The following is a 26,232-nucleotide window of genomic DNA, read 5'->3' as shown; positions in this document are numbered from 1 at the left end:
AATAGCAAGATGAAACCAACTTCTATGAGTTCTACAGATAATTTCTTCACAAATGCATTTAATACTATTCAATTAGATGAGAATAGAAAAGAGTTGCTAAAAAAAATAGCGCAAACTATTATTTTAGAATTCAAGAAAGAGGGCAACGCAAATCTAAATTTTATTTGCACGCATAATTCTAGAAGAAGTCAATTAGCCCAAGTTTGGGGCTTTTTTGCTGCTGACTATTTTAAGTTACCAATAAAGAGTTTTTCTGGAGGTACAGAAATTACAGCTTTTTATAAAAATACTATAAAAACATTAGAAAATACAGGTTTTAATTTTGATTTAGAAAATTTTTGCCATCAAAACCCTGTTTATAAAATATCATTTAACGGTTGTAAAAAAACCATTTTAGGGTATTCAAAAAAAATTGATGACATTGATAACACAAAACCCTTTATTGCCATTACAACTTGCAATAACGCAGATACAAACTGCCCTTTTATACCTGATGCTATTGAAAGATTTCACTTGCCTTTTGTAGACCCAAAATTTTCTGACGGAACTGTGAAAGAGGAAGAAACTTACTTAAAAATCAATAGAGAAATTGCCGCAGAAATTTATTTTATTTTTTCTGAAGTAAAGCAGCAAATTACTTAAATCTCTAAATCTTTGTCGTAAGGTATTCTGTCTAAAATATGATTGATTACATTAATACGAGCCTCTGTTTTTCTATTGGCTCTTATAATTTTCCAAGGAGAAATTTCAGTATTTGTTTTGGCAAACATTGCTTTTTTATACTCGGTATAATCGTCCCATAAAATTTGTGCTTTTTCGTCTAACTTTGTCATTTTCCATTGTTTTAATGGATCGCTTTTTATGTCTACAAATCGTTTTGCTTGCTCTTTTTTAGAAATAGACATATAAATTTTAACTAAGTGAATGCCAGATTCTAAAATCATTCTTTCAAAATCATTTACCTGATTCATAAAAATTGAATATTCTTCTGGTGTACAAAAATTATTTACCGGCTCTACTACCGCTCTATTGTACCAGCTTCTATCAAAAAAAACAATTTCTCCTGCCTTTGGAAACTGCTCTACATATCTTTGAAAATACCATTGAGATTTTTCATCTTCAGTTGGTTTTGGCAGGGCAACAATTCGCATATGCCTTGGGTTAATTCGCTCTGTAAGCCTTCTAATTGCGCCTCCTTTACCTGCGGCATCTCTACCCTGAAAAACAATTATTATCCTTTCGTTATTTTCAATTGCCCAAGTCTGTAAACGAATTACCTCTACTTGTAACTTTTTTAACTTCTTTTGATAATCGACATATCTAACGGCTCTTTCGATATTAAAAGGTTTTTTAGAAATTAATGCTAATAAGCCTTTTTTAGAGTTTAATTTCTTTAAAATTTTAGGTGTAATCTCTATCATACGATTAATCGATATTAGTGTTTGATCTGTAATAACGCATTACTACATTTGGGTCTGGTGTTAAAACGGTTTTTACATCTTCTTTGCCTTCATAATCAAACTTAGATAAAACATAACGTATCGCCTCTAATCTAGCTACTTGCTTGTCATTTGTTTTAATCATAATCCATGGACTATAAGAAGTGTGTGTTTTAGAAAACATTTCTTCTTTATAATGGGTGTATTTATCCCAAAGAATCTGTCCTTGTTTATCTACCGGGCTAAATTTCCATCGTTTTAATGGATTTTCTTTTCGCTCCTCAAAACGGTCTAGTTGTTCGTCTTTGGTTATTGAAAGCCAAAATTTTATAATAATTACACCATCTTCATACATCATGTGCTCAAATTCTGGCACCTGAACTAAAAATTCTTTGTATTGTTGTGTGGTACAAAACCCCATAACAGGCTCTACAACAGCTCTGTTGTACCAGCTTCTATCAAAAAAAACAATTTCTCCTGGGTTGGGTAATTCTTTTATATAACGCTGAAAATACCATTGTCCTTTTTCTACTTCTGTTGGTTTGTTTAAAGCCACCAACCTACTCGATCTCGGATTTAAATGCTCCATAAATCTTCTAATGTTACCTCCTTTACCAGCAGCATCTCTTCCTTCAAAAATAATAGCAATTCGCTTATTCGTTTTAGAAATCCATTGTTGCAGTTTTACCAACTCTATCTGAAGTAAACGCAGCTCTTCATTATATAAAATTGTTTTTTCTACTTTGTTACAATCTTTACTTTTATCTTGAATAAGAGCCCTTAATTCTTCAACAGTTTCTAATCTAGAAAAATCTTCGGAGCTTAATTTATTTTTTGTTTTCATTTATTGAATTTACAAAATCTAAAATAACTATTTTTTTATAGATATCATTAAAAAAAGAGCTTTTTAAATTAGAAATTTTATCTTTGATACTTATGAAATGCATCTTTTTTACACTTTTATTATTTAGTACCTCTTTAATATTTTCTCAAGAGAAATTTTCAAAAGAGATTCTTTTAACATCAGAAAACGATTTGTATGTATCTACTTCAAAAGACAGATACTATACAAATGGATTTTTTATTTCATACAGACACCTTTCAAACAAAAAAAAAGAGTCAATTATAAAAAAGATTTACAGTTGGGAGATTGGCCACAAAATGTATACTCCATTTAATGCTGTTGTTGGCAGTATTATTGAACATGACAGACCTTTTGCGGGTCATTTATATGCTGGTTTCGGAATAAGCAATAGCTATAAAAACAATCAAATTTTAAAGATTAATTTTCAATTAGGTGTTTTAGGTGAAAATGCTATGGCTAAAAATTTACAAGAATTTATTCATGAAATTTATGGCTTTAAAAAGGCCATCGGCTGGGAATATCAAATAGAAAATGCCTTGGCAATAAACTTTAAATTAAATTATTACAAACCGCTTTACACCTCAAAAAACAACATCTTTGATGTTACAAACACAAACTACTTAAACATAGGAACGGTTCATACAAATATTGCATCTGGATTGATTGCTAGAATTGGCTTTAAACCGCTACAAAAAAATATAAATTCTGTTAGTTTTAATACAAATTTAAATAACAAACAATCTGACTATTACAATAACTTAGAATCTTTTTTTTATGTAAAACCGATGTTACAGTTTACTTGTTATGATGCTACTATACAAGGTAGTTTTTTGAATAAAAACAGTAGTGTTACTAATGAAATAAATCCGTTTATTTTTAATCTAGAAATGGGTGTAAAACATACTATAAATAGGTTTATTCTAGGTTATTCATTTCTATACAATACCAATAAATCTAAAAATTTACGTATGAATAACGGTCATTCTTACGGACAAATCTCTTTTAACTATTTACTACGTTAGTCATTGAAAAACTCGTCTTTAAAGCCTATTAAGTACACTTTATCTTTGGCTCTTGTTAAAGCAGTATACAACCATCTAAAATACTCTTTAGATACACCTTCTGGTAAATACGGTTGCTCTATAAAAACAGTTTGCCATTGACCACCTTGAGACTTATGACAAGTTATTGCATAAGAAAACTTAACTTGCAAAGCATTAAAGTAAGCATTCTTTTTAATGGCCATAAATTGTTTGTATTTCGATTTTTCATGTGCATAATCTTCTCGAACAGCCTGATATAATTTATTAGACTCTTCATAAGACAAAGAAGGTGTTTCACTTGTTAAAGTATCTAAAATTAAAACAGTTTCAAAAGGTTGCATGTCAGGATAATCAATCATTCTAACATTTACCTCGGCAAACTTAAAGCCATACAATTCTTTAATTGAAAATATTTTTAGCACTTCGCAAATATCTCCATTGGCAATAAAACCAGCCGTAGAATTTTCTTGTAACCAGTAGTAATTATTTTTTACAACCATGATAAAATCACCAGCAGAAATTTCATTTTCTTGCCCCCTTATTTTCATTCTAATTTGTTCGTTGTACTGGTTGGCTCTTTTATTAGAACGAACAATAAAAGCAGTATCTTCTATGCCTTCAGAATCATAAGCAGTCACCAAAGCACCTTCTATGTCATAACCATCGGTTAACCTAATAATATCAGGAAAATCAACATCAAATTTAAAATTAGTAGTTTCATTCTGTATCATTAACCTTAGTAAGGTAGCATTGGCAAGAATGCCAGAATCTTCATGCTGACGCATAACTTCATCTAACTCTATCTCAGTAACATTTTTATGATAATCATACATTAAATTTTGCTGCTCTAATGCTGGGCTTATCGATAATTTAACAGGCGGCAACTGAGCGGTATCTCCAATAAAAATTAATTTACATTGATGCCCTGCATACACATACTTTATTAAATCATCTAGCAAAGAACCTGTTTCAAATAATTTTTGATTTTGCCTGCTGTCGGGTATCATAGAAGCCTCATCTACTATAAAAATAGTATTTTTATGCTTATTGGGTTGTAACACAAAATCTACACTTCCGTTAGATTGTTTCTTGGGGAAATATATTTTTTTATGAATCGTAAAAGCTGGTCTTTTTGCATACAAAGCAATTACTTTTGCAGCTCTACCAGTTGGTGCTAATAAAACTGCTTTTTTACCAGCGCTGCCCAAACTATTTACAAACGCACTAATGGTGGTTGTTTTTCCGGTACCAGCATATCCTTTTAACAAAAACAAAGCATCTTTATCTTCAGTAAAAATAAAATCACTTAATAAACGCAATAGCTTGTTTTGTTTTACTGTAGGTGAAAACCGAAATTTCTTAAGTAATTCTGAATAAAAATCTGATGTATTTTGTACCATAAATAAATTAATGTTACAAAGATACATTGAATTATAAATAAAAATTTTTAACATAAAAAAAAAAAATGTAGATTTGCCTTAATACTATAAAAACAAAACAAAAAATGGGATTACTTGGAATGATTTTAGCAGCGGTTCTAGTTGCAGTACTTTTAGCAATTGTTATCGTAAAATATTTACCATTAAAATTAAGATGGGTAGCATCTTTATTACTATTGGGTGCAACTGTATTTTTAGTATACAAAATATACTACGGTATTATGCAACCAATTATCTTTAATAAAAACAAAGTAATTAAATATGCAAAAGTAGTTGATAACTTAAAAATTATTAGAGACGCACAAGTAAAACATTTTGAAATTACTGGAAACTATACTAAAGATAAAGCAGGTTTAATTAGATTTATAGATACTGCAAAATTAGCTTTAACAGAAACTAAAACGATTGTAGAAAAAGAAAACAGAGGTGGTGGAATTATTGTTGATGTTGAAAAAAGAAAAACAGATACCATTGGCTATGAACCAGTATTAAAATATTTTAAAGGCACCAACTACAAAGAAATGTTTAAAGTACCTGGCGTACCTGGTAAAGAGTTTGATATAGAAGTAGGATCTGTAGAAAAAGTACAAGGTTTAGTAGTACCTACTTTTTTTGTAAAAACAGAGAAAGCTAGTATTTTAAAAGGAATGGATGCATCTTTAATTAAACAAGAATTAGAAGCAGGCGCAACTGACCAAATTAAAGGAGAATTTGTTTCTGTAGGTTCTTTAAATGAAGTTACAACTGGTGGTAACTGGCCACCGTTTTATGATAAAAAAGATAGTGGTAAAAAAGAATAACACAATTCGTTTTTTAGAAAACATAAAAGATTTAGATTTATCCATTCAATTTAGTTTGAATGGATTTTCTTTTTGTATTACTGATAATAGTACGAAAGAAAATGTCTATTTTTCTGAATTTAGTTTCGAAGAAAAACAAAGTTCTCCAGAAGAATTACTAAAAAAAGTTGAAGAAATATTTAACTCAGAAATTCACTTACAAAAAGACTTTTCTTCTATAAATGCCATCTACCAAAATCATTTATTTACAATTGTACCTAACAAGTATTTTAAAGAAGAAAATTGCAAGGATTATTTAAATTTTAATATAAAAACATTGGCAACAGATTTTATTGCTTATGATGATATTGAGGCAATAGAAGCTAAAAATATTTACGTGCCTTATGTAAATATAAACAACTATCTATATCAAAATTTTGGTGAGTTTGAGTACAAACATCATTTAACTGTATACATTCAAAAATTACTAAAAAACACAACATCAGAAGAAAAAACAGCTTACATAAATGTTGCTAAAGATCATTTTGATTTGGTTGTTATCGAGCATAAAAAATTAATTTTTTCAAATTCGTTTTCTTTTTTATCCAAAGAAGACTTTATGTATTATCTACTTTTTTCTTTCGAGCAACTAAAAATAGATACAGAAAAAATAAAAGTGTACTTTACAGGCGCTATCTTATTAGAATCTGACTTATATAAAATAGCATACAAATATATTAGAGATTGTAACTTCTTAGAAAGTAACAACCCTATTTTTAAAGAACTAAACACACCAAAACACACTAACTATATACTTTTAGGTACATGAGAATAATTTCTGGAAAACACAAAAGCAGACGTTTATCTGCACCTAAAAACCTACCTGTAAGGCCTACAACAGACATGGCAAAAGAGTCTTTGTTTAATATTTTAAACAACACCTACTTTTTTGATAATATTGCTGTAATAGACCTCTTTGCTGGTACTGGTAATATTAGTTATGAGTTTGCTTCTAGAGGCACTAAAGACATCAATGCTGTAGATGCGCACTTCGGATGTATAAAATTCATCAATCAAACTGCAGAACAGTTAGAATTACCAATAAAAACATTTAAAAGTGATGTTTATAAATTTTTAGAAAAAACGCCTTTAAAAGTAGATGTTATTTTTGCAGATCCGCCTTATGATTTTGAGGAAAGTGAGTTTTTAAAAATAGTAGATCTTGTGTTTGAAAGAGGCCTTTTAAATGAAGAAGGCGTATTAATTGTAGAGCATTCTAAACATACAGATCTTTCTAATCACAAAAACCATAGTTATGACAAACGCTATGGAGGAAACGTCTTTAGTTTTTTCGAAAATAATTAAAACTAAAAACCGTAACTCATAAAATGAGTTACGGTTTTTTAATATATGCTTATAGTTTAAAAGTAAAACGTTGATTTATAAAATAATTAACGTACTTCTTTTTTCCAGTTTTTATCAAAACTACAATTACCATGATCTTTACCTATCTTAATGTAAGTATCTTTAATTTTCTCTTTAGACCATTTTGTAATCGTTTCTTCTTTCTTTTTCTGTAGTGCTAATTGTTGAATTTTAACATAATCTTCAATAATATCTGCTGTATGAGTATCTGTTCTATCTCTCATCAAAATAAACTTATACATTTTATCTCCAGATCTTTCTTCATCGTAAAAAGGCTCGGTAATTTCTCCTTTTTTAAGGTCACTTACACGTGCATAAAAAGCAGGATCCATTCTTGTTAAATCAAATTTAGACTCACCAGTAGACGGGTTAATTATTAAACCACCACTATTTTTAGTTTCATCATCATTAGAATATTTTTTAACAGCTTCTTCAAAAGAAATTTTTCCTTCTCTAATTTCTAAAATAATACTTTCTGCTTTTTCTTTAATCTCTGCTAACTTTTGCTCAGACACATCTGGTTGCATTAATATATGCGATGCAACTCTAGTGTTTCCTTTAATACTATGCAATTGCATAATATGGTATCCGAACTCAGATTTAAAAGGCTTAGATACTTGACCAACATCTAAAGTAAATGCTGTTTCTTTAAATTCTTTTATAAAACTAGACTCTTTAGTTACGGTATATTCACCCCCGTTACTTGTTACACCAGGGTCGTCTGAGTTAATAATTGCTTTCATTCTAAAACTAGCGCCCTGCTCTATTTCACTTTTAAGCTCATTAAGCTTAGACAAAAGTTTTTCGGTTTCTTCTTTTGAGGGTACTGCTTTTATAACAATCTGTGCCAACTCTATCTCTGCAGGAAATTGTGGCAACTCTCCCTTTTCTTTTAAGCCAACATAATATAACCTAACTTCTTCTGGAGTAACATCTACTTTTTCTGTGATTTTTTCTTGTTCCTTTTCTATTAGTAGATTCTCTTTTTGTACGGTAGACAACTCCTTTTTAAAATCTGCCAAGTCATTAAAGCCATATACTTTAATCACTTTTTCTACAGAACCATATTGTTGTGTAAAATAATCGATACTTCTATCTACTCTTCCCGATATTTCTGCATCTGACACGGTAACACTATCAACTACAGCATGGTGTGCCATTAATTTTTGTTGCATTAATTCTTCTAACATCTCGCAATCTGTAATAGTAATTTTACCTTCACTTCTTACTACAATCTCTTGTTTAAATTTTTCGATATCAGAATCTAAAACAATGTTTTTACCAATAACAACTGCAACACCGTCTATCTTTGTTTGCTGTGCAAATGAAACACAACTAATAACGCTAAAAAGAAGGGTAATGATTGATACTTTAGTATGTTTTAAAATTGTTATTCTGTGTTGCATCTTTTACTATTATTTTTTCGATTTCTCGTATTAATTCAATTTTACGCTTATGTAAAATCATCTGTTTTATGGTTGATGTTATATAACTTATCGGCGCAATAGAATTACGTGGTAAAACATCTTTTATAGCCACCAAATATAAACCTATTGAATCTTGTTTTTGAAGGAATTTTGTTTTTTTTAACAGTTTTTGCTTCGAAATAGGCAGTTTTAACAAAACGTTATCTAATTGAGACCAAATAGAATCATTAAAATGATGAAATTTAAAACTCAACTCTTTTTTTTCTAATAGTTCTAAATCAGTAATTATAGTCGATTTAAAGAGTTTTATAATTTCGTCTTTCTCTAGTATCGTATTGTCTACATGCAGATATTTTATTTTAACTAACTCTTCGTTTAATTTAAAATTCTCTTTGTTTTGATGGTAAAAAGCTTCTAATTCTTCTTCACTTACAACTGTATCTAATTGTTGTTTAACAAGTTGCTCTTTATAAGTGTTAATTAAAAGACTCTCTTTATAATCATTAACCAATCTATCTATCTGAATTAAATTTTCTTGAGTACTATTATTTTTTGCTTTGTCTAATAAAAGTCTTTTAATTGCCCAACTATTAATAAAACTATTAACAAGTACAATGCTGTCTTGCTTTTCAAAGTTTTCTGGTAAAATAGTTTCTAAATCTTTTCTGTATAAATTTTCATTGTTTACAGACGCAACAATTTTATCGGTAGACGATTTTACTTGTTTGGGCTTAAAAAAATCACAAGAAATAAAAGATAATAAAAAACAATAAATAGCTAAATATCTCATAAAGCGTTACCGTAATGTTTAATTATTTTTTTTAACTCTCTTTTATTAATTTTAATGGTACTCTTCTTTCTAAGGTCTTCAATCCAATTTTTTTCTAAAAAATCTTGATAATCGTTAATTACTTGCCCTTTTACTTCTTTTAGACTGTTAGAATTATATTTCTTAATATTCTTGTCAAAAAAAGTTTGTAAACCAAGTGTATCTTTAGAAGATTTAGACCATATTTTATCTTGCATTAACTCAAACAATAACAATCCATCTTCATACTCTTTTAAAGTAGCAGCATAATCTGGTTCTGTATTAACAAGATTTTCTTTGTAATAGGTTAATATTTGTGCATCTTTAAAACTATTATAAAGTGTAAAAACGGCAATATGCCTTCTGTTTCTAATGTAGTTTACAAATGTTTCTTGTGTAATATTTTTATCATTAATACTAAACAGCACATTTTGTAAAGAATCTTTATGAATGGCTCTAATATTTTTATCATTCAAAATTAATTTAGCCTTCTCAAATTCAACAATGTTGTATTGGTTTTTAAGTTTATTAATAACTGCTTTATCAGAAAGTTGCATTCTAGGGCTTTTTTTAACTTTTGCCTTTAAACCTACCTTCATATCTTCAAAAGATTGTATTGGGTGTTTTTTAAGTAATTTTACAATATGCCAACCAAAGTTTGTTTTAAATGGCTTAGAAAATTCATTTATATTATTTAGGCCAAAAGCAGCATCTTCAAATGGTTTTACCATTCTACCTGTGCTAAATTTACCTAATTTTCCTCCGTTACTTTTAGATCCTGGATCTTCTGAAAAACTTGTAGCCAAGGTTTCAAAATCTTCACCTGCCTTTAATTTAGTATAAATGGAATCTATTTTAATTTTACCAACAGCAGAAGTATCTCTAATTAAAATATGAGCTGCTTCTATTTCTCCTTGCGATTCTTTTAAAGCATCTACTTTAACAATATGATAACCAAATTGGGTTTTAAAGGGCATAGAAATTTCATTAACCTTTGTCTTATATGCTGCATCTTCGAAAGGATAAACCATTCTAAAAGCAGAAAAATATCCTAAATTACCACCATTGCCTTTTCTACCAGTTCTTACATCATCTTTTGCAGAAATATCTTCTGAGAATTGAGCTGCAATTGTTTCAAACTTTTCGCCATTTAAGATTCGTTCTCGTAATTTTAAAATTTTATTGTAAATTACTATTGTATCTTTAGGCAATGCATCTCTTGGTATTCTTAACAAAATATGTTTTGCTTTTACTTCAAATTTTGTTCTGTAATATGCCTCTTTTACAAGCTTATCTATAAAAGTTGTATCTTGTAAATAAGGCGTAGATAATTGTTTTTTATAAGTATCTAATTCTCTTATATATGTTTTAACCGTATCTAATTTAAGATCGTAAGCCTGTCTTACTTTTAACTTATAATTGATAAATAAATCTAAATTATTAACAACACTTTTGGCTGCTTCATTGTCAATGGCATCTAAATTTTTCTCGTACACTCTTTTAAACTCAGAAACGGTTGTTTTTTCACCATCAATAGACACTAAAACTTTCTCTTTATTTTGAGAATACACAACTGATGAAACAGCTAATAAAATTACTAAAACTACGCTCTTCATATTTTTAATTATAATGAAATTATTCCTTTAATTTTTTCTGCTTTTTTATAATACCAAATTACTTTGTCTGCACTGGCTACTTTTAATACGATAGAAAGGCTAATATATTTTCCGGTCTTAGATTTTTTTGTGTTGATGACCGCGCCTGAATCATTAAAAATCTGTGCTACTTCTTCTACTTGATTACCATCAGAAGGCACAATAAATTTGTACATATAATCTGCAGGAAAGGTTGTGGTATCATCTAACTGAAGCTTTAACTTTGTATAAAAATCATTTTCAATACTCATATCTCTTTTTTTTTATAGAAAATCTTAAAAATAGTTACACAAAATTACATTAAAAATTAGTTTTATTAATGGAATCATTTATTTTTGTGTGATGCAACATAAAATAGTATTAATTGGCGGACCAGGAACAGGTAAAACTTCGGTTTTAGATGAGTTAATAAAAAGAGACTATTTGTGCATGCCAGAAATCTCAAGAAAAGTAACTTTAGAAGCAAAAGAACAAGGTATAGATCAACTTTTTTTAACAGAACCTCTACTTTTTAGTGAACTACTTTTAAAAGGTAGAGAAGCGCAATATTTAGAGGCAAAAAAAGCAAATTCTAACATTATTTTTTTTGACAGAGGAATTCCTGATGTTCATGCCTACATGGATTATTTTAAAACAAAATACCCCGAAACCTTTTTAACCAAAAGCAAGTTGTATTCTTATGACAAGGTATTTCATTTTGCTCCATGGAAAGAAATTCATACAACTGATAACGAACGGTACGAATCTTTTGAAGAAACAGAAATAATAGATACTTTTTTACAAAAAGCTTATAAGAGTTTAGGGTATAATTTAATCAATGTTCCGTTTGGTAATATTCAAGAAAGAACAAATTTTATTATTAATTCGCTCTCTTGCGAGCTATGATTTCATCAATAGAAATATTAAAAAAATACTGGCATTATAATAGTTTTAGACCACTACAAGAAGAGATTATTAATGCTGTATTAGAAGACAAAGATGTCATCACTTTACTACCAACAGGAGGCGGAAAATCTATTTGTTTTCAAATACCTGCTTTGGCAAAAAATGGTGTTTGCCTTGTAATATCTCCCTTAATTGCATTAATGCAAGATCAGGTAAAAAACCTAACCGACAAAGGCATTAAGGCCGTTACTATAAAGTCTGGCACATCACAAGAAGAATTAATATCCTTTTTTGATAATATTAAATTTGGGGGTGTTAAATTCTTATACATATCACCAGAAAGACTTCAATCTTATTTTATTCAACAAAAAATAAAAGAATTAAACATCAATTTAATAGCTATTGATGAAGCGCATTGTATTTCTGAATGGGGTCATGATTTTAGACCATCGTACAGAAATATTAATCTTCTTAAAGAGTTACATCCAACGGTAAATTTTATAGCATTAACTGCAACAGCAAATAAAAAAGTTTTAGATGACATTGCAACTTCATTAAGTTTAAAAAGTCCTGTTTTATTTAAAAAGTCTTTTTTTAGAGACAATCTAGCTTACCAAATATTTAACGTTGAAGATAAATTACAAAGACTGCTACAAATATTTAAGAAAACCCAAAAACCTGCCATTGTTTATGTAAATTCTAGAAACAAAACTACTCAGATAGCCTCTTTTTTAAATACCAACAACTACAATAGTTCTTTTTATCATGCAGGTCTTTCTACGGAAGAAAAAAATAGTTCTTTTAGCAATTGGCTAACAGAAAAAACACCCATTATGGTAGCAACCAATGCTTTTGGTATGGGTATCGATAAAGCCAATGTTGGTTTGGTTATACATTTAGACATCCCGAGCAGTATAGAAAACTACCTACAAGAAGCAGGAAGAGCTGGTAGAAACAATGAAAAATCATTTGCAGTATTGCTATATAACCAATCAGACATTCTGTTGTACAAAGATCGATTGCATCAAACAGAAATTAACGTAAAAGAAGTAAAAGAGATTTATAAGAAGATTTGTCAATCTTACAGAATTTCATTTGGCGAACAACCAACAGAATCTTACTTATTTAACCTTTTAGAGTTTTCTAAAAAAAATAAAATTCCTTCAATAAAAGTAGATACCGCTATTAAAATATTGGTAAATAATGGAATAGTTGAAATTGAAAACAATTATAATAAAAAAGCAACACTTCAATTTACTGTAAGCAGTAGAACCGTTTTAAATTATCTTGATAAAAATAATATTTTAAAGAAATTTACCAATACGCTATTAAGAACCTATGCTGGTATATTTGAAAATGAAGTTAATATTGACGAATTTTTTATCGCTAAAAAAACAGGACTAACAACAAAAATTGTAATAGCAAATTTACAACGTTTGCAAAAAGATGAAATTGTTATCTATAATTCTATAAATAATGAAGCACAAATTAGATTTCTTTTACCAAGAGAAGATGATTATACGATTAATAGGTTTGCAAAAGAAATAAAGCAGCTGGTAAAGCAAAAGAAACAAAAATCTGATGACATGATTCATTATTTACAAACTGCCACTATTTGTAGAAGTTTGCAGATTTTAAATTATTTTAATGAAAATAAAAAAGAAAATTGTGGCATTTGCGATGTTTGTATCTCAGAAAAAAATAAAAACACTAAAAACATAGCTAATAAAATTCTTCTTCTTTTAAAAGAAAATCATTTGTCATCTTCAGAAATTTGCAACCAAATTACCGCAAACGAAAAAGACATTTTAATACATTTGCAAGAGTTGCTAATAGAAAATAAAATTGCAATCAATCATTTAAATAGATACCAATTAAATAATAAATTATGAAAGACTTACGAATCGTTTTTATGGGTACACCAGATTTTGCGGTTACTATTTTAAAAAACCTAATAGATCATAATTACAATGTTGTTGGGGTTATTACCGCACCAGACAAACCTGCTGGTAGAGGAAGAAAATTAAATGAATCTGCTGTAAAAAAATATGCATCAGCCAATGGTTTAAACATACTACAGCCTACTAACTTAAAAAACGTAGACTTTAATACTGAGTTAAAAAAATTAAATGCAGACTTACAAATAGTAGTTGCTTTTAGAATGTTACCCAAAACAGTTTGGCAGATGCCAAAAAAAGGCACCTTTAATTTACACGCCTCTCTATTACCAGAATATAGAGGAGCAGCACCCATACATTGGGCAATAATAAATGGAGAAACAGAAACAGGTGTAACCACCTTTTTTATTGATGATAAAATTGATACTGGAGAAATTATTTTACAGGAAAAAATAGCTATTCTAAAAGAGGAAACTGTTGGTACTTTACATGATAAACTAATGCATCTTGGTGCAGATCTTGTTTTAAAAACAGTAGACTTAATAACTAAAGATAAAATAACAACTACCAAACAACCAAATTTAGAAGAAAAAACTGCTTATAAACTAAATACAGATAACTGTAAAATAGATTTTACAGATAGTTTAGAAAACATTTACAATAAAATTAGAGGGCTTAACCCTTTTCCTGCAGCTTGGACAACAATTATGAATGGAGAACAAGAAATTACTGCAAAAGTATATGCCGTTAAAAAAGTATTTGAATCGCATACTTTAACAATCGGAAAAATTATTGCCACAAAAAAAGAATTAAAAATTGCAGTTAAAGAAGGTTTTATAATTATTGATGAAATTAAACTTTCTGGTAAGAAAAAAATGGATGCTCAAAGCCTTTTAAATGGCTATCAATTTACTGAAGATGCAAAAGTCTTGCAAAGCCTCTAATAGTAAGGTTTTTACAGATTTTTAGATTAATTACACTTTTTTTACTGTCGTTATTAACAATTTAACTCATTTTATCAACAAAAAGTGGTTTTTATGGGGTCCAAATTTGCACAAGGCCTTAATCCTACTATATTTGTTAAGCTATAAGGCAAAAAAATATTATTTAATTTAAAAAAAACAATTTATTATGAACAAGTCAGATTTAATCGATGCAATGGCTGCTGATGCAGGAATTTCTAAAGTAGCAGCTAAGGCAGCATTAGAATCTTTTACAGGTAATGTAACTTCTGCTTTAAAAGGTGGTAACAAAGTTGCTTTAGTTGGTTTTGGTACGTTTTCTGTTTCTAACAGAGCTGCTAGAGCAGGAAGAAACCCTCAAACTGGTAAAACTATTCAAATTGCTGCTAAAAATGTAGCAAAATTTAAAGCAGGTGCTGGTTTAAGCGAAGCTGTAAACTAAAACTTACTTTATTAAGTATACAAACTCTCTTTTTTAAAGAGAGTTTTTTTTTGTTAAAATTTTTAGTACATTTAGATACCTATATTAAAATCAAAATTTGAAACCAGCAAAAGGAAAATTATTAATTGCAGAGCCAACGATATTAAATGATACCTCTTTTAATAGAACAATCGTATTACTTACAGAATTTACAAAAAAAAATGCGGTTGGCTTTATTCTTAACAGACCCTTAAAATATACTATCAATGATTTAATACCAGAAATAAATTGTAATTTCTCAGTATATCAAGGTGGACCTGTAGAACAAGATAACTTATACTTTATACACAACCAACCCGAAATAATTTCTGAAAGTATTGAGGTTTCTGATGGAATTTACTGGGGAGGAAACTTTGAATCTCTTAAAGAATTATTAAACAATAACAGTCTAAAAGAATCTGACATCCGCTTTTTCTTGGGCTATTCTGGATGGGAAAAACAACAGTTAGAAAAAGAAATGAATGAAAATTCGTGGTTCTTAGAAAATAATAATTTTGAAAATATTTTATCTCTAGATGATAAAAATTTATGGAAAAATAAATTATTAGAAAAAGGAGGTGATTATAAACTTTGGGCAAATGCACCAAGTGATTTTAATCAAAACTAAGCACTTGTTATCTGTAGAACAGATAAATTACTTGCCATTTTTTTACCAACTATCGTTTTAAAAGTAGTTTTTTTATAACTAGTTACCGGTTGAATACCAATAATTGCATTGGTAATAAAAACTTCATCAGCTTTCTGAATTTCAAAAGGAGAAATGGTTGTTTCTTCTAATGTATATTGGTTGTTTTTTAAAATAATATCTATAACTTTATTTCTTACAATCCCTTTGATACATCCTTCTGTAAGTGCAGGTGTTTTTATGACGGACCCTTTCACCATAAAGATATTGCCATTAGTAGCTTCTACTACACCTTTCTTTTCATTTAAAAGGATACAGTTATCTACCTCATTTTCCTCTGCAAAAATACTTGCCAAAGTATTTAACATTCTATTATTGGTTTTTATAGTTGACAAAAGACCCGAATAATTGTAAAAATCTTTATAAACATCTAAAGAATAACTTTCTTTTGTCTTATGTACTAAAGGCGCTGCTTCCATAGAATAGTCAACTGTATTTGTTTCTGGCAAATACAACCCACCATCTTTTCTAAAAACATTTAACCGAACTCTATAAGCACTGGCTTGTTCTTGTGTTGCAACAGTTTGTAAAATTTGTTGTTCTAAAAACTCTAAAGTAAAACTTAGCGGTATTTTCATACGTAACATTCGCATAGAAGCCATTAACCTAAAATAATGATCTTCCCAAAAAACAACTTTGCTTGGCAATACCTTTATAGTTTCAAAAATAGCGTCTCCGTATTTGTAAGCTCTATTCTGAGTAGTTATTTGTATATTTTCTTGAGATAAAAGCTCGCCATTAAAGTTAATCATGCTTGATATTTTAGAACTGCAAAATTAATGTATTTTAAATTTATAGCACAAAAAACCCAACATTAATGTTGGGTTTTGTTATCATAAAAAGCAATAAAATTAAGCACCTATTGTGTGTCTTAATTCATCTATCTGATTTTCCCATAATTGTTTAGATTCTTCCACTTCATCTTCTTCAGCAAAATCTGTTACAATTAAAGAAACATCTTTTGTTAATGCATCTACTTGAATTTTAATTTCAAAATAACTATCATCGTCTTCGCTTTCTAACCATTTAAAACGAATTCTATCATCTGCTTTTTTGGTTATCAACTCGGCCTTCTCTTCTTCTCCTTCCCAAATAAAACTATATTCTTTTCCTCTAGAATTAACTTTATCTGCAAACCATTCTTGTAAATTAGAAGGTGATGAAATATACTGATACAACATGTGTGGTGATGCGTGAATAGGAATTTCTAATTCGAACTTTACTTTATTCATTATTTTTTTTCTTAAGGAGGCAATATAGGTATTAATTCTATTTAAAAAAAATTAAAAACAGCACTTGCTAGTTTGTAAAATTCAATTATATTTGCAGCCTCAAAACCAATGGCGAGGTAGCTCAGTTGGTTAGAGCGCAGGATTCATAACCCTGAGGTCACGGGTTCAAATCCCGTTCTCGCTACTAAAAATCTCAAACATTTGTTTGAGATTTTTTTATTTAAATGAATAGGATAATTGACTGATAATATTATTTTTACAAAGTGATTCAACTTTTTATTTGATCATTTTATAACGATATAAAACACCCTATTTTACTTGTAAAAATCAAACAAATGGAAACTCTAATTAAAATTATTGCACAAGAAGATATTCTTACCATACTACCACTACTTGGTAAGCTAAATACAAAAACACCTAAAAATATTTTAACAGAACGTGTCTTAGAAATGTCTACACTACAAAACTACGAATGTGTTGGTCTATATATTGATAATCAATTAGCCGGTATTGCTGGTCTTTGGTACTCTACAAGGCATTATATTGGTAAATCTGCAGAACCAGATCATGTAATTATTGATGAGAGTTTAAGAGGCAAAGGTATTGGTAAACAGTTTTTTAGTTGGATAGACCAACACGTACAAACCAAAGGTTGCGAGGCTATTGAATTAAATGCCTATGTTAGCAATCCACAATCTCATAAATTTTATTATAACGAAGGCTATAATATCTATGGATTTCACTTCTTAAAAGTATTAAGAGATGATAAAAATTTTTATTAATTTTTTGATTAAAAAATAATTGTCAAACTCAAAAAACATATTATATTTGCAGCTCTTTACCACGCGAAAGTAGCTCAGTTGGTAGAGCGTCAGCCTTCCAAGCTGAATGTCGCCAGTTCGAACCTGGTCTTTCGCTCAAAAGCCTTATTAGAAATAATAAGGCTTTTTTATTTTATAGCTTTTTTAATTGATTGCCAAAAAGTAAGAGCATCATAATAACAACTCCTAAAGATATTACCAATATTCTATTTGTTGTAAATAAAGACGGACTTATTAATAATGTAATTGCAAAACCACCCATCGCTCCTCCTAAATGTGCAGAGTGCCCAATGTTACCTAATTGTTTTTTCATGCCGTAAATAGAATACAGTAAATAACCGACTCCAAAAATATAACCTGGTATCGGAATGGGTATAAAAAATAAATATAACTCCATTGCTGGGTATAAGAGTATCGATGCATAAATAATACCCGATACAGCACCAGAAGCACCTACAGCACTGTAATAAGGTTCGTTTTTATGAAAATACAAAGAGTACAAACTGCCTGCTAGCAGGCTAACAAAATAAATAATAACAAAATTAACCATCCCTAAAAAACTAGCAACAATACCCCCAAAAAGATACAATGCATACATATTAAAGCCTAAATGCATCCAATCTACATGTAAAAAACCAGATGTAAGTGTGCGTATTTTTTCTCCAGATATTATTTTACCTACCTGAAATTTATATGTATCTAAAAAAAAGTAATCATTAAAACCTTTCATAGAAACTAAAACATTTGCTATTATAAGTAATAAAACTGCTTGGTTCATAGTATTCATTATATAACAAACATACTAAAAAACAGCAAACTATTACTATTGGTTTATAAAATTATATACGATATTTGTAGACCTAAAAAACTATTCATGAACATAATTATCTATATCATAGCCTACCCTATTATTTGGTTACTTTCTAGGTTACCTATGAGAATTCTTTACATTAAATCAGATTTTTTATATCTAATAATGTATTATGTCGTTGGATATAGAAAAAAAGTAGTCTTCGATAATTTAAAACTTGCTTTTCCAACAAAAACGGACAAAGAACTTAAAGAAATTTCAAAGAAATTTTTTAAACACTTTTTAGATTTAATTATGGAAAGTGTAAAAGCGTTTACCATTTCTAAAAAAGAAATTTCGAAAAGATATAAATACAAAAATGCAGATTTAGTAAATAAATATGCAAATGAAGGACGAAGTATTGCCTTGGTTGGTGCGCATCAAGCAAATTGGGAATGGTCTATAGGAATGTCTTTGGTGTTAGAGATGGATCTTTATGGTGCTTACACTAAACTACAAAATAAATATTTTGAAAAATGGGTAAGAAAATCTAGAGAAAAATTTGGCATTAATGGCTACAAAACCTCAGATACTGTAAGAGCCATTCAAAAAAATGTTTCAGAAAAAAAACAAGGAGCCTACATTTTGTTAAGTGACCAATCTCCACAAGTACATAAAACCTATTATTGGAGAGATTTCTTTGAAATAAAAGTACCTGTACATACTGGTGCAGAAATGCTATCTAAAAAGTTTGATTTTGTTGTAATTAACTATGTTGCTAAAAAAGTAAAAAGAGGTTATTATGAAGTTGAATTTCAATTATTAACCGATTCTCCAAAAGACTTTGAAGATTATAAGATTACAGATAAATTTACTTTATTAACGGAAGAAAACATTAAAAAGCAACCCGAATTATACTTATGGTCTCATAAGCGTTTTAAACACAGAGATAAAGTACCCAAAGAGTTTCAATAAACTAAAACTCTTTGGATATTTTATTATTTTTAAGCAATTAACGCTTTAATTTCATCTATAAATCGAATTGCTAAATCATCTGCAGCTTGTTGAGATTTAGCCTCTGTATAAATTCTAATAATTGGCTCTGTATTTGATTTTCGCAAATGAATCCACTCATCTGCAAAATCTATTTTTACACCATCAATAGTATTTACATCTTCGTTTGAGTAAGTTGTAGCCATTGTCTCTAAAATCTTGTCAACATCTATTTGTGGTGTTAACTGTATTTTATTTTTACTCATAAAATAGCTAGGATAAGAATCTCTTAACGCCTTACAAGACATTTTTTTAGTAGCTAAATGCGATAAAAACAACGCAACACCTACTAAAGAATCTCTACCATAATGAGATGCAGGATATATAATTCCGCCATTACCTTCGCCACCAATTACCGTATTTGTTTCTTTCATTTTGATGACCACATTTACTTCACCAACTGCAGATGCAGTATAAGTGCCACCATGTTTTTCGGTTACATCTCTTAATGCTCTTGAAGAAGATAAGTTAGAAACTGTATTTCCACCGCCTAACTTTCCTAAAACATAATCTGCACAAGCTACTAATGTATATTCTTCGCCAAACATAGAACCATCTTCAGAAATTAAAGCCAAACGATCTACATCTGGGTCAACTACAATTCCGAAATCTGCTTTTTCTTTAACAACCAGTTCAGAAATATCGGTTAAATGTTCTTTTAAAGGCTCTGGATTGTGAGGAAACTCACCATTTGGTGTACAATACAATTCTACACATGCTACGTTTAATTCTTTTAACAAAGCAGGAATAAAAATTCCGCCAGTAGAATTTACGCCATCTACCACAACTTTAAAATTTGCTTTTTTAATGGCCTCTACATCTACCAATTCTAAGTTTAAAACTTCTTGTATGTGTTTTTCTAGATAGGTATTGTCTTTTGAATACGTTCCCAAATCATCTACTGCTGCGAATTCGAAATCTTCACTTTCTGCCAAGGCTAGTATTTTTTCTCCTTCTGCTCCGTTTAAAAACTCACCTTTTTCATTTAATAATTTTAAAGCATTCCATTGTTTCGGATTGTGAGATGCGGTTAAAATAATTCCTCCATCTGCTTTTTCTAAAGGCACCGCCACTTCTACTGTTGGTGTTGTAGATAAACCTAAGTCAACCACATCTATTCCTAAACCAACTAAAGTATTTGCCACCAAACTAGAAATCATTTTACCAGAAATACGAGCATCTCTACCAATTACTACTCTTATATCTTGCTTATCTTTATTTCTTTCTTTTATAAATGCTCCATAGGCAGCTGCAAATTTTACTGCATCGATTGGTGTTAAATTATCGGCGGTTTTACCTCCGATAGTTCCTCTAATTCCTGATATTGATTTTATTAATGTCATCTTTTCTAATCTCTTTTTTTTTGTAGTAACAAATATAAATTTATTATATGAGTCTCTAAAGTAATTTAGCAAGTAGTAAATAGTTTAGATTAAGTTTTATAGTGTTAGCCGTTTTGCGTTAAGGATTGAAACGGCATCCTTTTTAAGTTTCATTTGAAATGATTTTTATTTTTAGCAAAAATTACATAGAGAAAACTTAAAAAGATATAGTAAAAAGCCTGACCCCGCTTTTTTTTGCGGGGAAACGCCCTTATTATTATTGTAAATGGTAATTTACTGTTTGATTAAAAATGAGAGACTGAAATAAATTTAGTGCATAAAAAAACCCGATACAAAATTGTATCGGGTTTTAAATATTATGGATTTTTGCCTAAGCAGAAATTATAATCAAATACTGAATCGAGTTCAGTACAAAAGATTACTTTTTCTTTTTAGCTCCAGCTTCCATTTTCTCTTTAAGAGCTGCTAAACCACCAATGTCTCCAAGTGTAGTTTTTTCTGCTTCAGCCGCTTTTTTAACAGCAACTTTTACATTTCTCTTTTCTTGTTCTTTAAATAAAGAAGTATGAGAAACAACAACTCTTCTGTATTCTTTAGAGAATTCTAAAACTACAAATTCGATTTTGTCTCCTTTTTCTAATTTAGAACCATCTTCTTTTTCTAAGAATCTTGTTGGTGCAAAACCTTCTACTCCATCAGCAAAAGTTACAACTGCTCCTTTATCATTCTTTTCTTTAACAGTACCTTCATGTTTAGAACCTATTGCATAAGTAGCTTCATGCTCGTCCCAAGGGTTTTCCTGTGTTTGTTTGTGTCCTAAGTTTAGTTTTCTGTTTTCTACATCTAACTCTAAAACTTGTACTTCTAATTTATCACCAACAGTAACAAAATCTGAAGGATGCTTAATTTTCTTAGTCCAAGAAAGATCAGAGATATAAACCAAACCATCAATACCTTCTTCTAATTCTACAAACACACCAAAGTTAGTGTAATTTCTTACAGTACCAGTATGTGTAGAACCTACAGGGTATTTAGTAGTAATATCTGTCCAAGGATCTGGGTGTAATTGTTTGATACCTAAAGACATTTTACGGTCTTCTCTATCTAACGTTAACACTTGCGCCTCAACTTTATCACCTACTTTTACGAAATCTTGTGCAGAACGTAAATGTGTAGACCAAGACATTTCAGAAACGTGAATTAACCCTTCTACTCCTTGTTCTACTTCTACAAATGCACCATAATCTGCTAAAACAACTACTTCTCCGTTAACTTTATCACCAACTTTTAAGTCTGTGTTTAAAGCTTCCCATGGATGAGCAGATAATTGTTTTAAACCTAATTGAATTCTAGATTTGTTATCATCAAAGTCTAAAATTACAACGTTTAATTTTTGATCTAACTCAACAACCTCATTCGGGTGGTTAATTCTAGACCAAGATAAATCTGTAATATGTACTAAACCATCAACACCACCTAAATCTACAAAGACACCGTAAGAAGTAATGTTTTTAACAACACCTTCTAATACTTGTCCTTTTTCTAACTGGCCAATAATTTCTTTTTTCTGTAATTCAATATCTGCTTCAATAAGAGCTTTATGAGATACAACAACGTTTTTAAATTCGTGGTTGATTTTAACAACTTTAAATTCCATTGTTTTCTCTACATACTGATCGTAATCTCTAATTGGCTTCACATCAATTTGAGATCCTGGTAAAAATGCTTCAATTCCAAAAACATCTACAATCATACCACCTCTTGTTCTGCACTTCACAAAACCGTTTACTACTTCACCAGTTTCATGAGCATTATTAACACGTTCCCATGCCTTAATAACTCTTGCTTTTTTGTGAGATAATACTAACTGACCAGAAGAATCTTCTCTTTTATCAACTAATACTTCTACTTTGTCTCCTTCAGCTAAAGCTTGGTTGTAACGAAATTCGTTTAAAGAAATAACTCCTTCAGACTTAGAATTGATGTCTATAATTGCATCTCTATCTGTAATTCTAATTACAGTTCCTTCAATAACATCACGCTCATTTACAAAACCTACAGTACCTTCTAAAGCTTTTTCAAAAGCTACTAGTTTTTCTTCATCAACAGCTTCAATACCTTGTTCGTATTTGTGCCAGTTAAAATCAGCTAAAAATTGTTTTGGATCTACAGCTGGTGTAGCTGTTTCTTGTACTTCAGTAGCAGCTACCTGCTCTTCAGTGTTTTTTGTTTCTTCAGACATTTCTGAATAATAATTTGTATCTTATTGTTTTTCAGATTTTTAACGATAAAAACGCAAAGAGTAGTTTTTATAATTTATTTTCTAATATTCCTTTTATAAATCTGTTCTCGTAAAAAGGAGTGCAAACTTACAAAAATGATTTGATTTATAGCACTTTAGTCCTAATTATTTTTACATAATATGTAAATTCAACAACATAAAAAAGCAGAAATATATTGGTTTCATTGTATAATTGTAGATCAAAAAACTACCTTTGCACTTTAATACCTTAGGGCGTATTTTAAATACAATGGATACAAAAACAAAAGACTTAGTAAACAAAGGAATCATGCTTCCGCTAATGGAAGAATTTTACACCATACAGGGCGAAGGCGCACATACAGGTACCGCTGCTTATTTTATAAGAGTTGGTGGTTGCGATGTTGGCTGCCATTGGTGCGATGTTAAAGAAAGTTGGAATGCCGATTTACACCCGCCAACCATGGCAAATACCATTGTTAATAATGTAAAAAAATACGCAAATACTGTAGTTATAACAGGCGGAGAACCGCTAATGTGGTCAATGGATTATATTACAAATCTGTTGCAAGAAAACCATATAAAAACACACATAGAAACTTCTGGCGCCTATTCTTTTTCTGGTAAATGGGATTGGTTTTGCCTATCTCCTAAAAAAACAAAATTACCTTTAGAAGAAGTTTACAGAGAAGCAGATGAATTAAAAATGATTATTCATAATAAATCTGATTTTGATTTTGCTGAAGAACAAGCCGCTAAAGTAGGCAAAAAATGCAAACTATTTTTACAACCAGAATGGTCTAAAAAAGAAAAAATGACCGAAGAAATTGTAAACTATGTGATGAAAAATCCGAAATGGAAAATTTCTTTACAAACACACAAGTACTTAAATATCCCATAAAACACCAAACTTATTTCAGTATTTTGTTTTATTTGAAGCTATTTCAAGCTTTTCACTATATCTTTTTTTTTAGACTCATCATTTTAAAAATAATACCTTAAAAAAGATTTATTTTCATTAATTTTCTGAATACTTCTCTTGTATCAAAAAAAGGATGCCGTTTCAATCTGGGCTAAAAAGAAGAATAACCTTATGATATTCTTCTATCTACCAAGGCACAAATTCTTTCGAATTGTTCTTGTATTCCCATGTCAGAATTATCAAAACCAATTGCATCATCTGCTTCTAATAAAGGAGAATCTTCTCTAGTAGAGTCTATTCGATCTCTTTCTTCTACATTAAATAAAATATCTTTAAAATCTACTTTATCTCCTCTATCAATTAATTCTTTATAACGTCTGGTTGCACGTTTATCTGCAGAAGCAGTCATAAATAATTTTAACTCAGCGTTAGGAAAAACAACAGTACCAATATCTCTACCATCCATAACAATACCACTACTTTTACCCATTAATTGCTGTTCTGCAACCAATTTTTTTCGAACTTCAGAAATTGCAGAAACTTTACTAACTAATTGAGAAACTTCTAAAGTTCTAATCTCCTTTTCTACATTTTTATCGTTTAAATACATTTCTGCAAACCCCAATTTAGAATTAAATTTAAAGGAAAGTGAAATGTCACTTAAGTGAGTAATAAGTTTATCTTTAGATAAAAAATCAATACCTACAAAATTATTATTCTTCGCAAAAAGTGTTACAGCTCTGTACATTGCACCGGTATCAACATAAATATAATTATACTTTTTTGCTAATAATTTTGCAATCGTACTTTTGCCTGTAGAAGAAAATCCATCTATAGCTATTATTATTTTTTTACTCATTATTCATTTTTATTTAAATCTATTAATAAACTAAAAGTACTCGAATTAGCAGCAGAATGAAATTTAGAATATGCATAATTAAATTTTATCCTATTCATTTTAAGTCCGAAGCCAAAAGAAATACCACTAAAAGTTCTAACATTCTGCAACTTTAACTCAGCCGCTCTTTTAAAATTATAACCAAAACGTAAATTAAAAGCACTTTCCGGAAACAACTCTCCACCAACAACAACGTGTCTAAAGGCATTGCTTGCAAAAGAAACTTCTTTCTCTGTTATATTACCATTTAAATCTATCGTCTGCTCAGAAGGATTTGGTACAGAAAGATTCCATTTTTGTAAATTATCTAATGTAAAATACCATCTTAATGGCACATGCTCTAATTGGTAAGAACCACCTAAAGATATTTTAAAAGGTAGTTGTTCACGAACAGCATCAAAAGTAGTAATTTGTGTACCAATATTTCTTGCTACCAAAGTAATAGAAAATGGTTTAAAGGGACTACTATACAATACAGCTAAATCTGTAGAAATTCCGAAAGAAGAAAAATTTGAAATTGATGAATTTATAACTCTCAAATTGCTCCCAATATAAAAATTTGTCCAAGGTATGTTGTAAGAATACCCTAAAGACAAAGCAATATCTGAGGCATTAAAACTACCTGTTTCATTCCCTTGAATATCAGCACCAATTAAAGAACCATAATCAATGTACTTAATGCCAGCGTGTAGAATACCAAATTTTCTGGAAACCATTTTTGCAAATGACAATGATCCAATATTAATACCAGCTAAATAGCTAGTATAATTAACAGAAATCAAACCATTTAGATCATTATTAATGGTTGCAGGATTCCAAATAGGTTGATTTACATCGTCTATAAGTGTTAAAACTTCACCTCCTAAAGCAACTTGTCTTGCCGAAGTAGAAATGTTTAAAAATTCATATATGTTTTCACCTCCAACTTGACCATTTGTTTGGTTAATGGATAATAATAGAATGAAAAAAGAAAATAATATGAGTTTCATTAAAAATTTAAATAATGTCTATAAAATTAGAACGAAAATAACATTTATTATTACACTAAACACATAAAAAAACCTCATATCGTTAAGATATGAGGTTTAGGTTACTGAATGATCAGTAATAAAGAAAGGCGGC

The 26,232-nt window shown here is 29.6% G+C and carries 27 protein-coding genes and 2 tRNA genes; 15 read left to right on the top strand and 14 right to left on the bottom strand.

The features are described from left to right. The first annotated feature begins 9 nt into the window (after positions 1-9). The gene (locus Q0678_RS00145; protein ID WP_299052248.1) at positions 10-642 is read left to right on the top strand and encodes a hypothetical protein; all 633 of its coding nucleotides are present in this window, start codon (positions 10-12) and stop codon (positions 640-642) included. On the opposite strand, the gene ppk2 (Q0678_RS00140) is transcribed toward Q0678_RS00145, so the two are convergent. Together ppk2 (Q0678_RS00140) and ppk2 (Q0678_RS00135) are read right to left on the bottom strand one after the other, a co-directional pair. Then, positions 639-1,421, bottom strand: a complete 783-nt coding sequence (gene ppk2 / locus Q0678_RS00140) for a polyphosphate kinase 2 (RefSeq protein WP_299052246.1) — start codon at positions 1,419-1,421, stop codon at positions 639-641. The genes Q0678_RS00145 and ppk2 (Q0678_RS00140) overlap by 4 nt on opposite strands. A gap of 4 nt (positions 1,422-1,425) precedes the next feature. After that, a complete protein-coding gene (ppk2, locus tag Q0678_RS00135; RefSeq protein WP_299052244.1) occupies positions 1,426-2,283 on the bottom strand; it encodes a polyphosphate kinase 2 in 858 nt (285 codons plus the stop codon). Between the two features lie 92 nt (positions 2,284-2,375). Here ppk2 (Q0678_RS00135) and Q0678_RS00130 point away from each other — a divergent pair, with 92 nt between their 5' ends. Continuing rightward, positions 2,376-3,326 (top strand): lipid A deacylase LpxR family protein, encoded by a 951-nt coding sequence (locus tag Q0678_RS00130; RefSeq protein ID WP_299052242.1) that lies wholly within the window; start codon positions 2,376-2,378, stop codon positions 3,324-3,326. Here the strand turns inward: Q0678_RS00130 and Q0678_RS00125 are convergent. Next, positions 3,323-4,747, bottom strand: a complete 1,425-nt coding sequence (locus Q0678_RS00125) for an AAA family ATPase (protein WP_299052240.1) — start codon at positions 4,745-4,747, stop codon at positions 3,323-3,325. The genes Q0678_RS00130 and Q0678_RS00125 overlap by 4 nt on opposite strands. Positions 4,748-4,851: 104 nt before the next feature. On the opposite strand from Q0678_RS00125, the gene Q0678_RS00120 reads away from it, so the two are divergent. Genes Q0678_RS00120 through Q0678_RS00110 form a run of 3 tightly spaced genes read left to right on the top strand, consistent with a single transcriptional unit; the run spans position 4,852 to position 6,930 of the window. Next, complete coding sequence (locus Q0678_RS00120; RefSeq protein ID WP_299052238.1) at positions 4,852-5,586, top strand: hypothetical protein; 735 nt, start codon at positions 4,852-4,854, stop codon at positions 5,584-5,586. Next, entirely contained in the window at positions 5,519-6,394 is an 876-nt protein-coding gene (locus Q0678_RS00115; RefSeq protein WP_299052236.1) for a DUF3822 family protein, read from the top strand. The genes Q0678_RS00120 and Q0678_RS00115 overlap by 68 nt, the downstream gene beginning before the upstream one ends. Then, positions 6,391-6,930, top strand: coding sequence for an RsmD family RNA methyltransferase (locus tag Q0678_RS00110; RefSeq protein ID WP_299052234.1), 540 nt, complete (start codon positions 6,391-6,393; stop codon positions 6,928-6,930). Before Q0678_RS00115 ends, Q0678_RS00110 begins: the two co-directional genes overlap by 4 nt. 86 nt (positions 6,931-7,016) lie before the next feature. Here the strand turns inward: Q0678_RS00110 and Q0678_RS00105 are convergent, their stop codons facing one another. The 4 genes from Q0678_RS00105 to Q0678_RS00090 are packed head-to-tail and all read right to left on the bottom strand — an operon-like array spanning position 7,017 to position 11,131. Beyond that, the gene (locus tag Q0678_RS00105; RefSeq protein ID WP_299052232.1) at positions 7,017-8,396 is read right to left on the bottom strand and encodes a peptidylprolyl isomerase; all 1,380 of its coding nucleotides are present in this window, start codon (positions 8,394-8,396) and stop codon (positions 7,017-7,019) included. Then, the gene (locus tag Q0678_RS00100; protein WP_299052230.1) at positions 8,362-9,207 is read right to left on the bottom strand and encodes a hypothetical protein; all 846 of its coding nucleotides are present in this window, start codon (positions 9,205-9,207) and stop codon (positions 8,362-8,364) included. The genes Q0678_RS00105 and Q0678_RS00100 overlap by 35 nt, the downstream gene beginning before the upstream one ends. After that, positions 9,204-10,841, bottom strand: a complete 1,638-nt coding sequence (locus tag Q0678_RS00095) for a peptidylprolyl isomerase (RefSeq protein WP_299052228.1) — start codon at positions 10,839-10,841, stop codon at positions 9,204-9,206. The genes Q0678_RS00100 and Q0678_RS00095 overlap by 4 nt, the downstream gene beginning before the upstream one ends. An 8-nt stretch (positions 10,842-10,849) precedes the next feature. Continuing rightward, entirely contained in the window at positions 10,850-11,131 is a 282-nt protein-coding gene (locus tag Q0678_RS00090) for a DUF493 family protein (protein WP_299052226.1), read from the bottom strand. Positions 11,132-11,222: 91 nt separating this feature from the next. Between Q0678_RS00090 and Q0678_RS00085 the strand changes: the two genes are divergently transcribed. From Q0678_RS00085 to Q0678_RS00065, 5 genes are all read left to right on the top strand, one after another. Continuing rightward, on the top strand, positions 11,223-11,765 hold the full coding sequence (locus Q0678_RS00085; protein ID WP_299052224.1) for an ATP-binding protein: 543 nt from the start codon (positions 11,223-11,225) through the stop codon (positions 11,763-11,765). After that, positions 11,762-13,657 carry an ATP-dependent DNA helicase RecQ gene (locus Q0678_RS00080; RefSeq protein WP_299052222.1) on the top strand — a complete coding sequence of 632 codons (1,896 nt, stop codon included), beginning with the start codon at positions 11,762-11,764 and terminating at the stop codon, positions 13,655-13,657. Before Q0678_RS00085 ends, Q0678_RS00080 begins: the two co-directional genes overlap by 4 nt. Continuing rightward, a complete protein-coding gene (gene fmt, locus Q0678_RS00075) occupies positions 13,654-14,607 on the top strand; it encodes a methionyl-tRNA formyltransferase (RefSeq protein WP_299052220.1) in 954 nt (317 codons plus the stop codon). Before Q0678_RS00080 ends, fmt begins: the two co-directional genes overlap by 4 nt. 187 nt (positions 14,608-14,794) lie before the next feature. Next, positions 14,795-15,067 carry an HU family DNA-binding protein gene (locus tag Q0678_RS00070; RefSeq protein WP_299052218.1) on the top strand — a complete coding sequence of 91 codons (273 nt, stop codon included), beginning with the start codon at positions 14,795-14,797 and terminating at the stop codon, positions 15,065-15,067. A gap of 97 nt (positions 15,068-15,164) precedes the next feature. After that, a complete protein-coding gene (locus tag Q0678_RS00065) occupies positions 15,165-15,713 on the top strand; it encodes a YqgE/AlgH family protein (protein WP_299052216.1) in 549 nt (182 codons plus the stop codon). On the opposite strand, the gene Q0678_RS00060 is transcribed toward Q0678_RS00065, so the two are convergent. Then, positions 15,710-16,543: an aminotransferase class IV gene (locus Q0678_RS00060; protein WP_299052214.1), complete on the bottom strand. Its 834-nt coding sequence runs from the start codon at positions 16,541-16,543 to the stop codon at positions 15,710-15,712. The two genes, Q0678_RS00065 and Q0678_RS00060, sit on opposite strands and share 4 nt — an antisense overlap. A gap of 99 nt (positions 16,544-16,642) precedes the next feature. After that, entirely contained in the window at positions 16,643-17,023 is a 381-nt protein-coding gene (locus tag Q0678_RS00055) for an START-like domain-containing protein (protein ID WP_299052212.1), read from the bottom strand. A gap of 110 nt (positions 17,024-17,133) precedes the next feature. Here Q0678_RS00055 and Q0678_RS00050 point away from each other — a divergent pair. From Q0678_RS00050 to Q0678_RS00040, 3 genes are all read left to right on the top strand, one after another. Beyond that, positions 17,134-17,207, top strand: a tRNA-Met gene (locus tag Q0678_RS00050). A 151-nt stretch (positions 17,208-17,358) separates the two neighbouring features. Continuing rightward, positions 17,359-17,805, top strand: coding sequence for a GNAT family N-acetyltransferase (locus Q0678_RS00045; RefSeq protein WP_299052210.1), 447 nt, complete (start codon positions 17,359-17,361; stop codon positions 17,803-17,805). A 63-nt stretch (positions 17,806-17,868) separates the two neighbouring features. Next, positions 17,869-17,941 (top strand) — tRNA-Gly (locus Q0678_RS00040). 36 nt (positions 17,942-17,977) lie between these two features. Here the strand turns inward: Q0678_RS00040 and Q0678_RS00035 are convergent. Beyond that, positions 17,978-18,631, bottom strand: a complete 654-nt coding sequence (locus Q0678_RS00035) for a rhomboid family intramembrane serine protease (RefSeq protein WP_299052208.1) — start codon at positions 18,629-18,631, stop codon at positions 17,978-17,980. A gap of 87 nt (positions 18,632-18,718) precedes the next feature. Here Q0678_RS00035 and Q0678_RS00030 point away from each other — a divergent pair, with 87 nt between their 5' ends. Continuing rightward, positions 18,719-19,609 (top strand): lysophospholipid acyltransferase family protein, encoded by an 891-nt coding sequence (locus tag Q0678_RS00030; RefSeq protein WP_299052206.1) that lies wholly within the window; start codon positions 18,719-18,721, stop codon positions 19,607-19,609. Between the two features lie 29 nt (positions 19,610-19,638). Here the strand turns inward: Q0678_RS00030 and glmM are convergent, their stop codons facing one another. Next, entirely contained in the window at positions 19,639-21,030 is a 1,392-nt protein-coding gene (glmM, locus tag Q0678_RS00025; protein ID WP_299052204.1) for a phosphoglucosamine mutase, read from the bottom strand. 418 nt (positions 21,031-21,448) lie between these two features. Next, positions 21,449-23,272: a 30S ribosomal protein S1 gene (gene rpsA, locus Q0678_RS00020; RefSeq protein ID WP_299052202.1), complete on the bottom strand. Its 1,824-nt coding sequence runs from the start codon at positions 23,270-23,272 to the stop codon at positions 21,449-21,451. A gap of 289 nt (positions 23,273-23,561) precedes the next feature. Here rpsA and Q0678_RS00015 point away from each other — a divergent pair, with 289 nt between their 5' ends. Continuing rightward, on the top strand, positions 23,562-24,191 hold the full coding sequence (locus Q0678_RS00015) for a 7-carboxy-7-deazaguanine synthase QueE (RefSeq protein WP_299052200.1): 630 nt from the start codon (positions 23,562-23,564) through the stop codon (positions 24,189-24,191). Between the two features lie 190 nt (positions 24,192-24,381). On the opposite strand, the gene cmk is transcribed toward Q0678_RS00015, so the two are convergent. Together cmk and porQ are read right to left on the bottom strand one after the other, a co-directional pair. Further along, on the bottom strand, positions 24,382-25,071 hold the full coding sequence (gene cmk / locus Q0678_RS00010; RefSeq protein WP_299052197.1) for a (d)CMP kinase: 690 nt from the start codon (positions 25,069-25,071) through the stop codon (positions 24,382-24,384). Next, positions 25,071-26,099 carry a type IX secretion system protein PorQ gene (porQ, locus tag Q0678_RS00005; protein ID WP_299052195.1) on the bottom strand — a complete coding sequence of 343 codons (1,029 nt, stop codon included), beginning with the start codon at positions 26,097-26,099 and terminating at the stop codon, positions 25,071-25,073. The genes cmk and porQ overlap by 1 nt, the downstream gene beginning before the upstream one ends. Positions 26,100-26,232: the final 133 nt, after the last annotated feature.

The sequence above is a fragment of the uncultured Polaribacter sp. genome (assembly GCF_947497125.1).
GTDB lineage: Bacteria > Bacteroidota > Bacteroidia > Flavobacteriales > Flavobacteriaceae > Polaribacter.
This window is presented reverse-complemented; position numbering and strand designations above follow the sequence as displayed.

What these genes read in the sequence shown, in the direction of transcription:
- Q0678_RS00145 (WP_299052248.1), top strand. Translation starts at nt 10, where the DNA reads ATGAAACCAACTTCTATGAGTTCTACAGATAATTTCTTCACAAATGCA.
- ppk2 (WP_299052246.1), bottom strand. Translation starts at nt 1,421, where the DNA reads ATGATAGAGATTACACCTAAAATTTTAAAGAAATTAAACTCTAAAAAA.
- ppk2 (WP_299052244.1), bottom strand. Translation starts at nt 2,283, where the DNA reads ATGAAAACAAAAAATAAATTAAGCTCCGAAGATTTTTCTAGATTAGAA.
- Q0678_RS00130 (WP_299052242.1), top strand. Translation starts at nt 2,376, where the DNA reads ATGAAATGCATCTTTTTTACACTTTTATTATTTAGTACCTCTTTAATA.
- Q0678_RS00125 (WP_299052240.1), bottom strand. Translation starts at nt 4,747, where the DNA reads ATGGTACAAAATACATCAGATTTTTATTCAGAATTACTTAAGAAATTT.
- Q0678_RS00120 (WP_299052238.1), top strand. Translation starts at nt 4,852, where the DNA reads ATGGGATTACTTGGAATGATTTTAGCAGCGGTTCTAGTTGCAGTACTT.
- Q0678_RS00115 (WP_299052236.1), top strand. Translation starts at nt 5,519, where the DNA reads ATGAAGTTACAACTGGTGGTAACTGGCCACCGTTTTATGATAAAAAAG.
- Q0678_RS00110 (WP_299052234.1), top strand. Translation starts at nt 6,391, where the DNA reads ATGAGAATAATTTCTGGAAAACACAAAAGCAGACGTTTATCTGCACCT.
- Q0678_RS00105 (WP_299052232.1), bottom strand. Translation starts at nt 8,396, where the DNA reads ATGCAACACAGAATAACAATTTTAAAACATACTAAAGTATCAATCATT.
- Q0678_RS00100 (WP_299052230.1), bottom strand. Translation starts at nt 9,207, where the DNA reads ATGAGATATTTAGCTATTTATTGTTTTTTATTATCTTTTATTTCTTGT.
- Q0678_RS00095 (WP_299052228.1), bottom strand. Translation starts at nt 10,841, where the DNA reads ATGAAGAGCGTAGTTTTAGTAATTTTATTAGCTGTTTCATCAGTTGTG.
- Q0678_RS00090 (WP_299052226.1), bottom strand. Translation starts at nt 11,131, where the DNA reads ATGAGTATTGAAAATGATTTTTATACAAAGTTAAAGCTTCAGTTAGAT.
- Q0678_RS00085 (WP_299052224.1), top strand. Translation starts at nt 11,223, where the DNA reads ATGCAACATAAAATAGTATTAATTGGCGGACCAGGAACAGGTAAAACT.
- Q0678_RS00080 (WP_299052222.1), top strand. Translation starts at nt 11,762, where the DNA reads ATGATTTCATCAATAGAAATATTAAAAAAATACTGGCATTATAATAGT.
- fmt (WP_299052220.1), top strand. Translation starts at nt 13,654, where the DNA reads ATGAAAGACTTACGAATCGTTTTTATGGGTACACCAGATTTTGCGGTT.
- Q0678_RS00070 (WP_299052218.1), top strand. Translation starts at nt 14,795, where the DNA reads ATGAACAAGTCAGATTTAATCGATGCAATGGCTGCTGATGCAGGAATT.
- Q0678_RS00060 (WP_299052214.1), bottom strand. Translation starts at nt 16,543, where the DNA reads ATGATTAACTTTAATGGCGAGCTTTTATCTCAAGAAAATATACAAATA.
- Q0678_RS00055 (WP_299052212.1), bottom strand. Translation starts at nt 17,023, where the DNA reads ATGAATAAAGTAAAGTTCGAATTAGAAATTCCTATTCACGCATCACCA.
- Q0678_RS00045 (WP_299052210.1), top strand. Translation starts at nt 17,359, where the DNA reads ATGGAAACTCTAATTAAAATTATTGCACAAGAAGATATTCTTACCATA.
- Q0678_RS00035 (WP_299052208.1), bottom strand. Translation starts at nt 18,631, where the DNA reads ATGAATACTATGAACCAAGCAGTTTTATTACTTATAATAGCAAATGTT.
- Q0678_RS00030 (WP_299052206.1), top strand. Translation starts at nt 18,719, where the DNA reads ATGAACATAATTATCTATATCATAGCCTACCCTATTATTTGGTTACTT.
- glmM (WP_299052204.1), bottom strand. Translation starts at nt 21,030, where the DNA reads ATGACATTAATAAAATCAATATCAGGAATTAGAGGAACTATCGGAGGT.
- rpsA (WP_299052202.1), bottom strand. Translation starts at nt 23,272, where the DNA reads ATGTCTGAAGAAACAAAAAACACTGAAGAGCAGGTAGCTGCTACTGAA.
- Q0678_RS00015 (WP_299052200.1), top strand. Translation starts at nt 23,562, where the DNA reads ATGGATACAAAAACAAAAGACTTAGTAAACAAAGGAATCATGCTTCCG.
- cmk (WP_299052197.1), bottom strand. Translation starts at nt 25,071, where the DNA reads ATGAGTAAAAAAATAATAATAGCTATAGATGGATTTTCTTCTACAGGC.
- porQ (WP_299052195.1), bottom strand. Translation starts at nt 26,099, where the DNA reads ATGAAACTCATATTATTTTCTTTTTTCATTCTATTATTATCCATTAAC.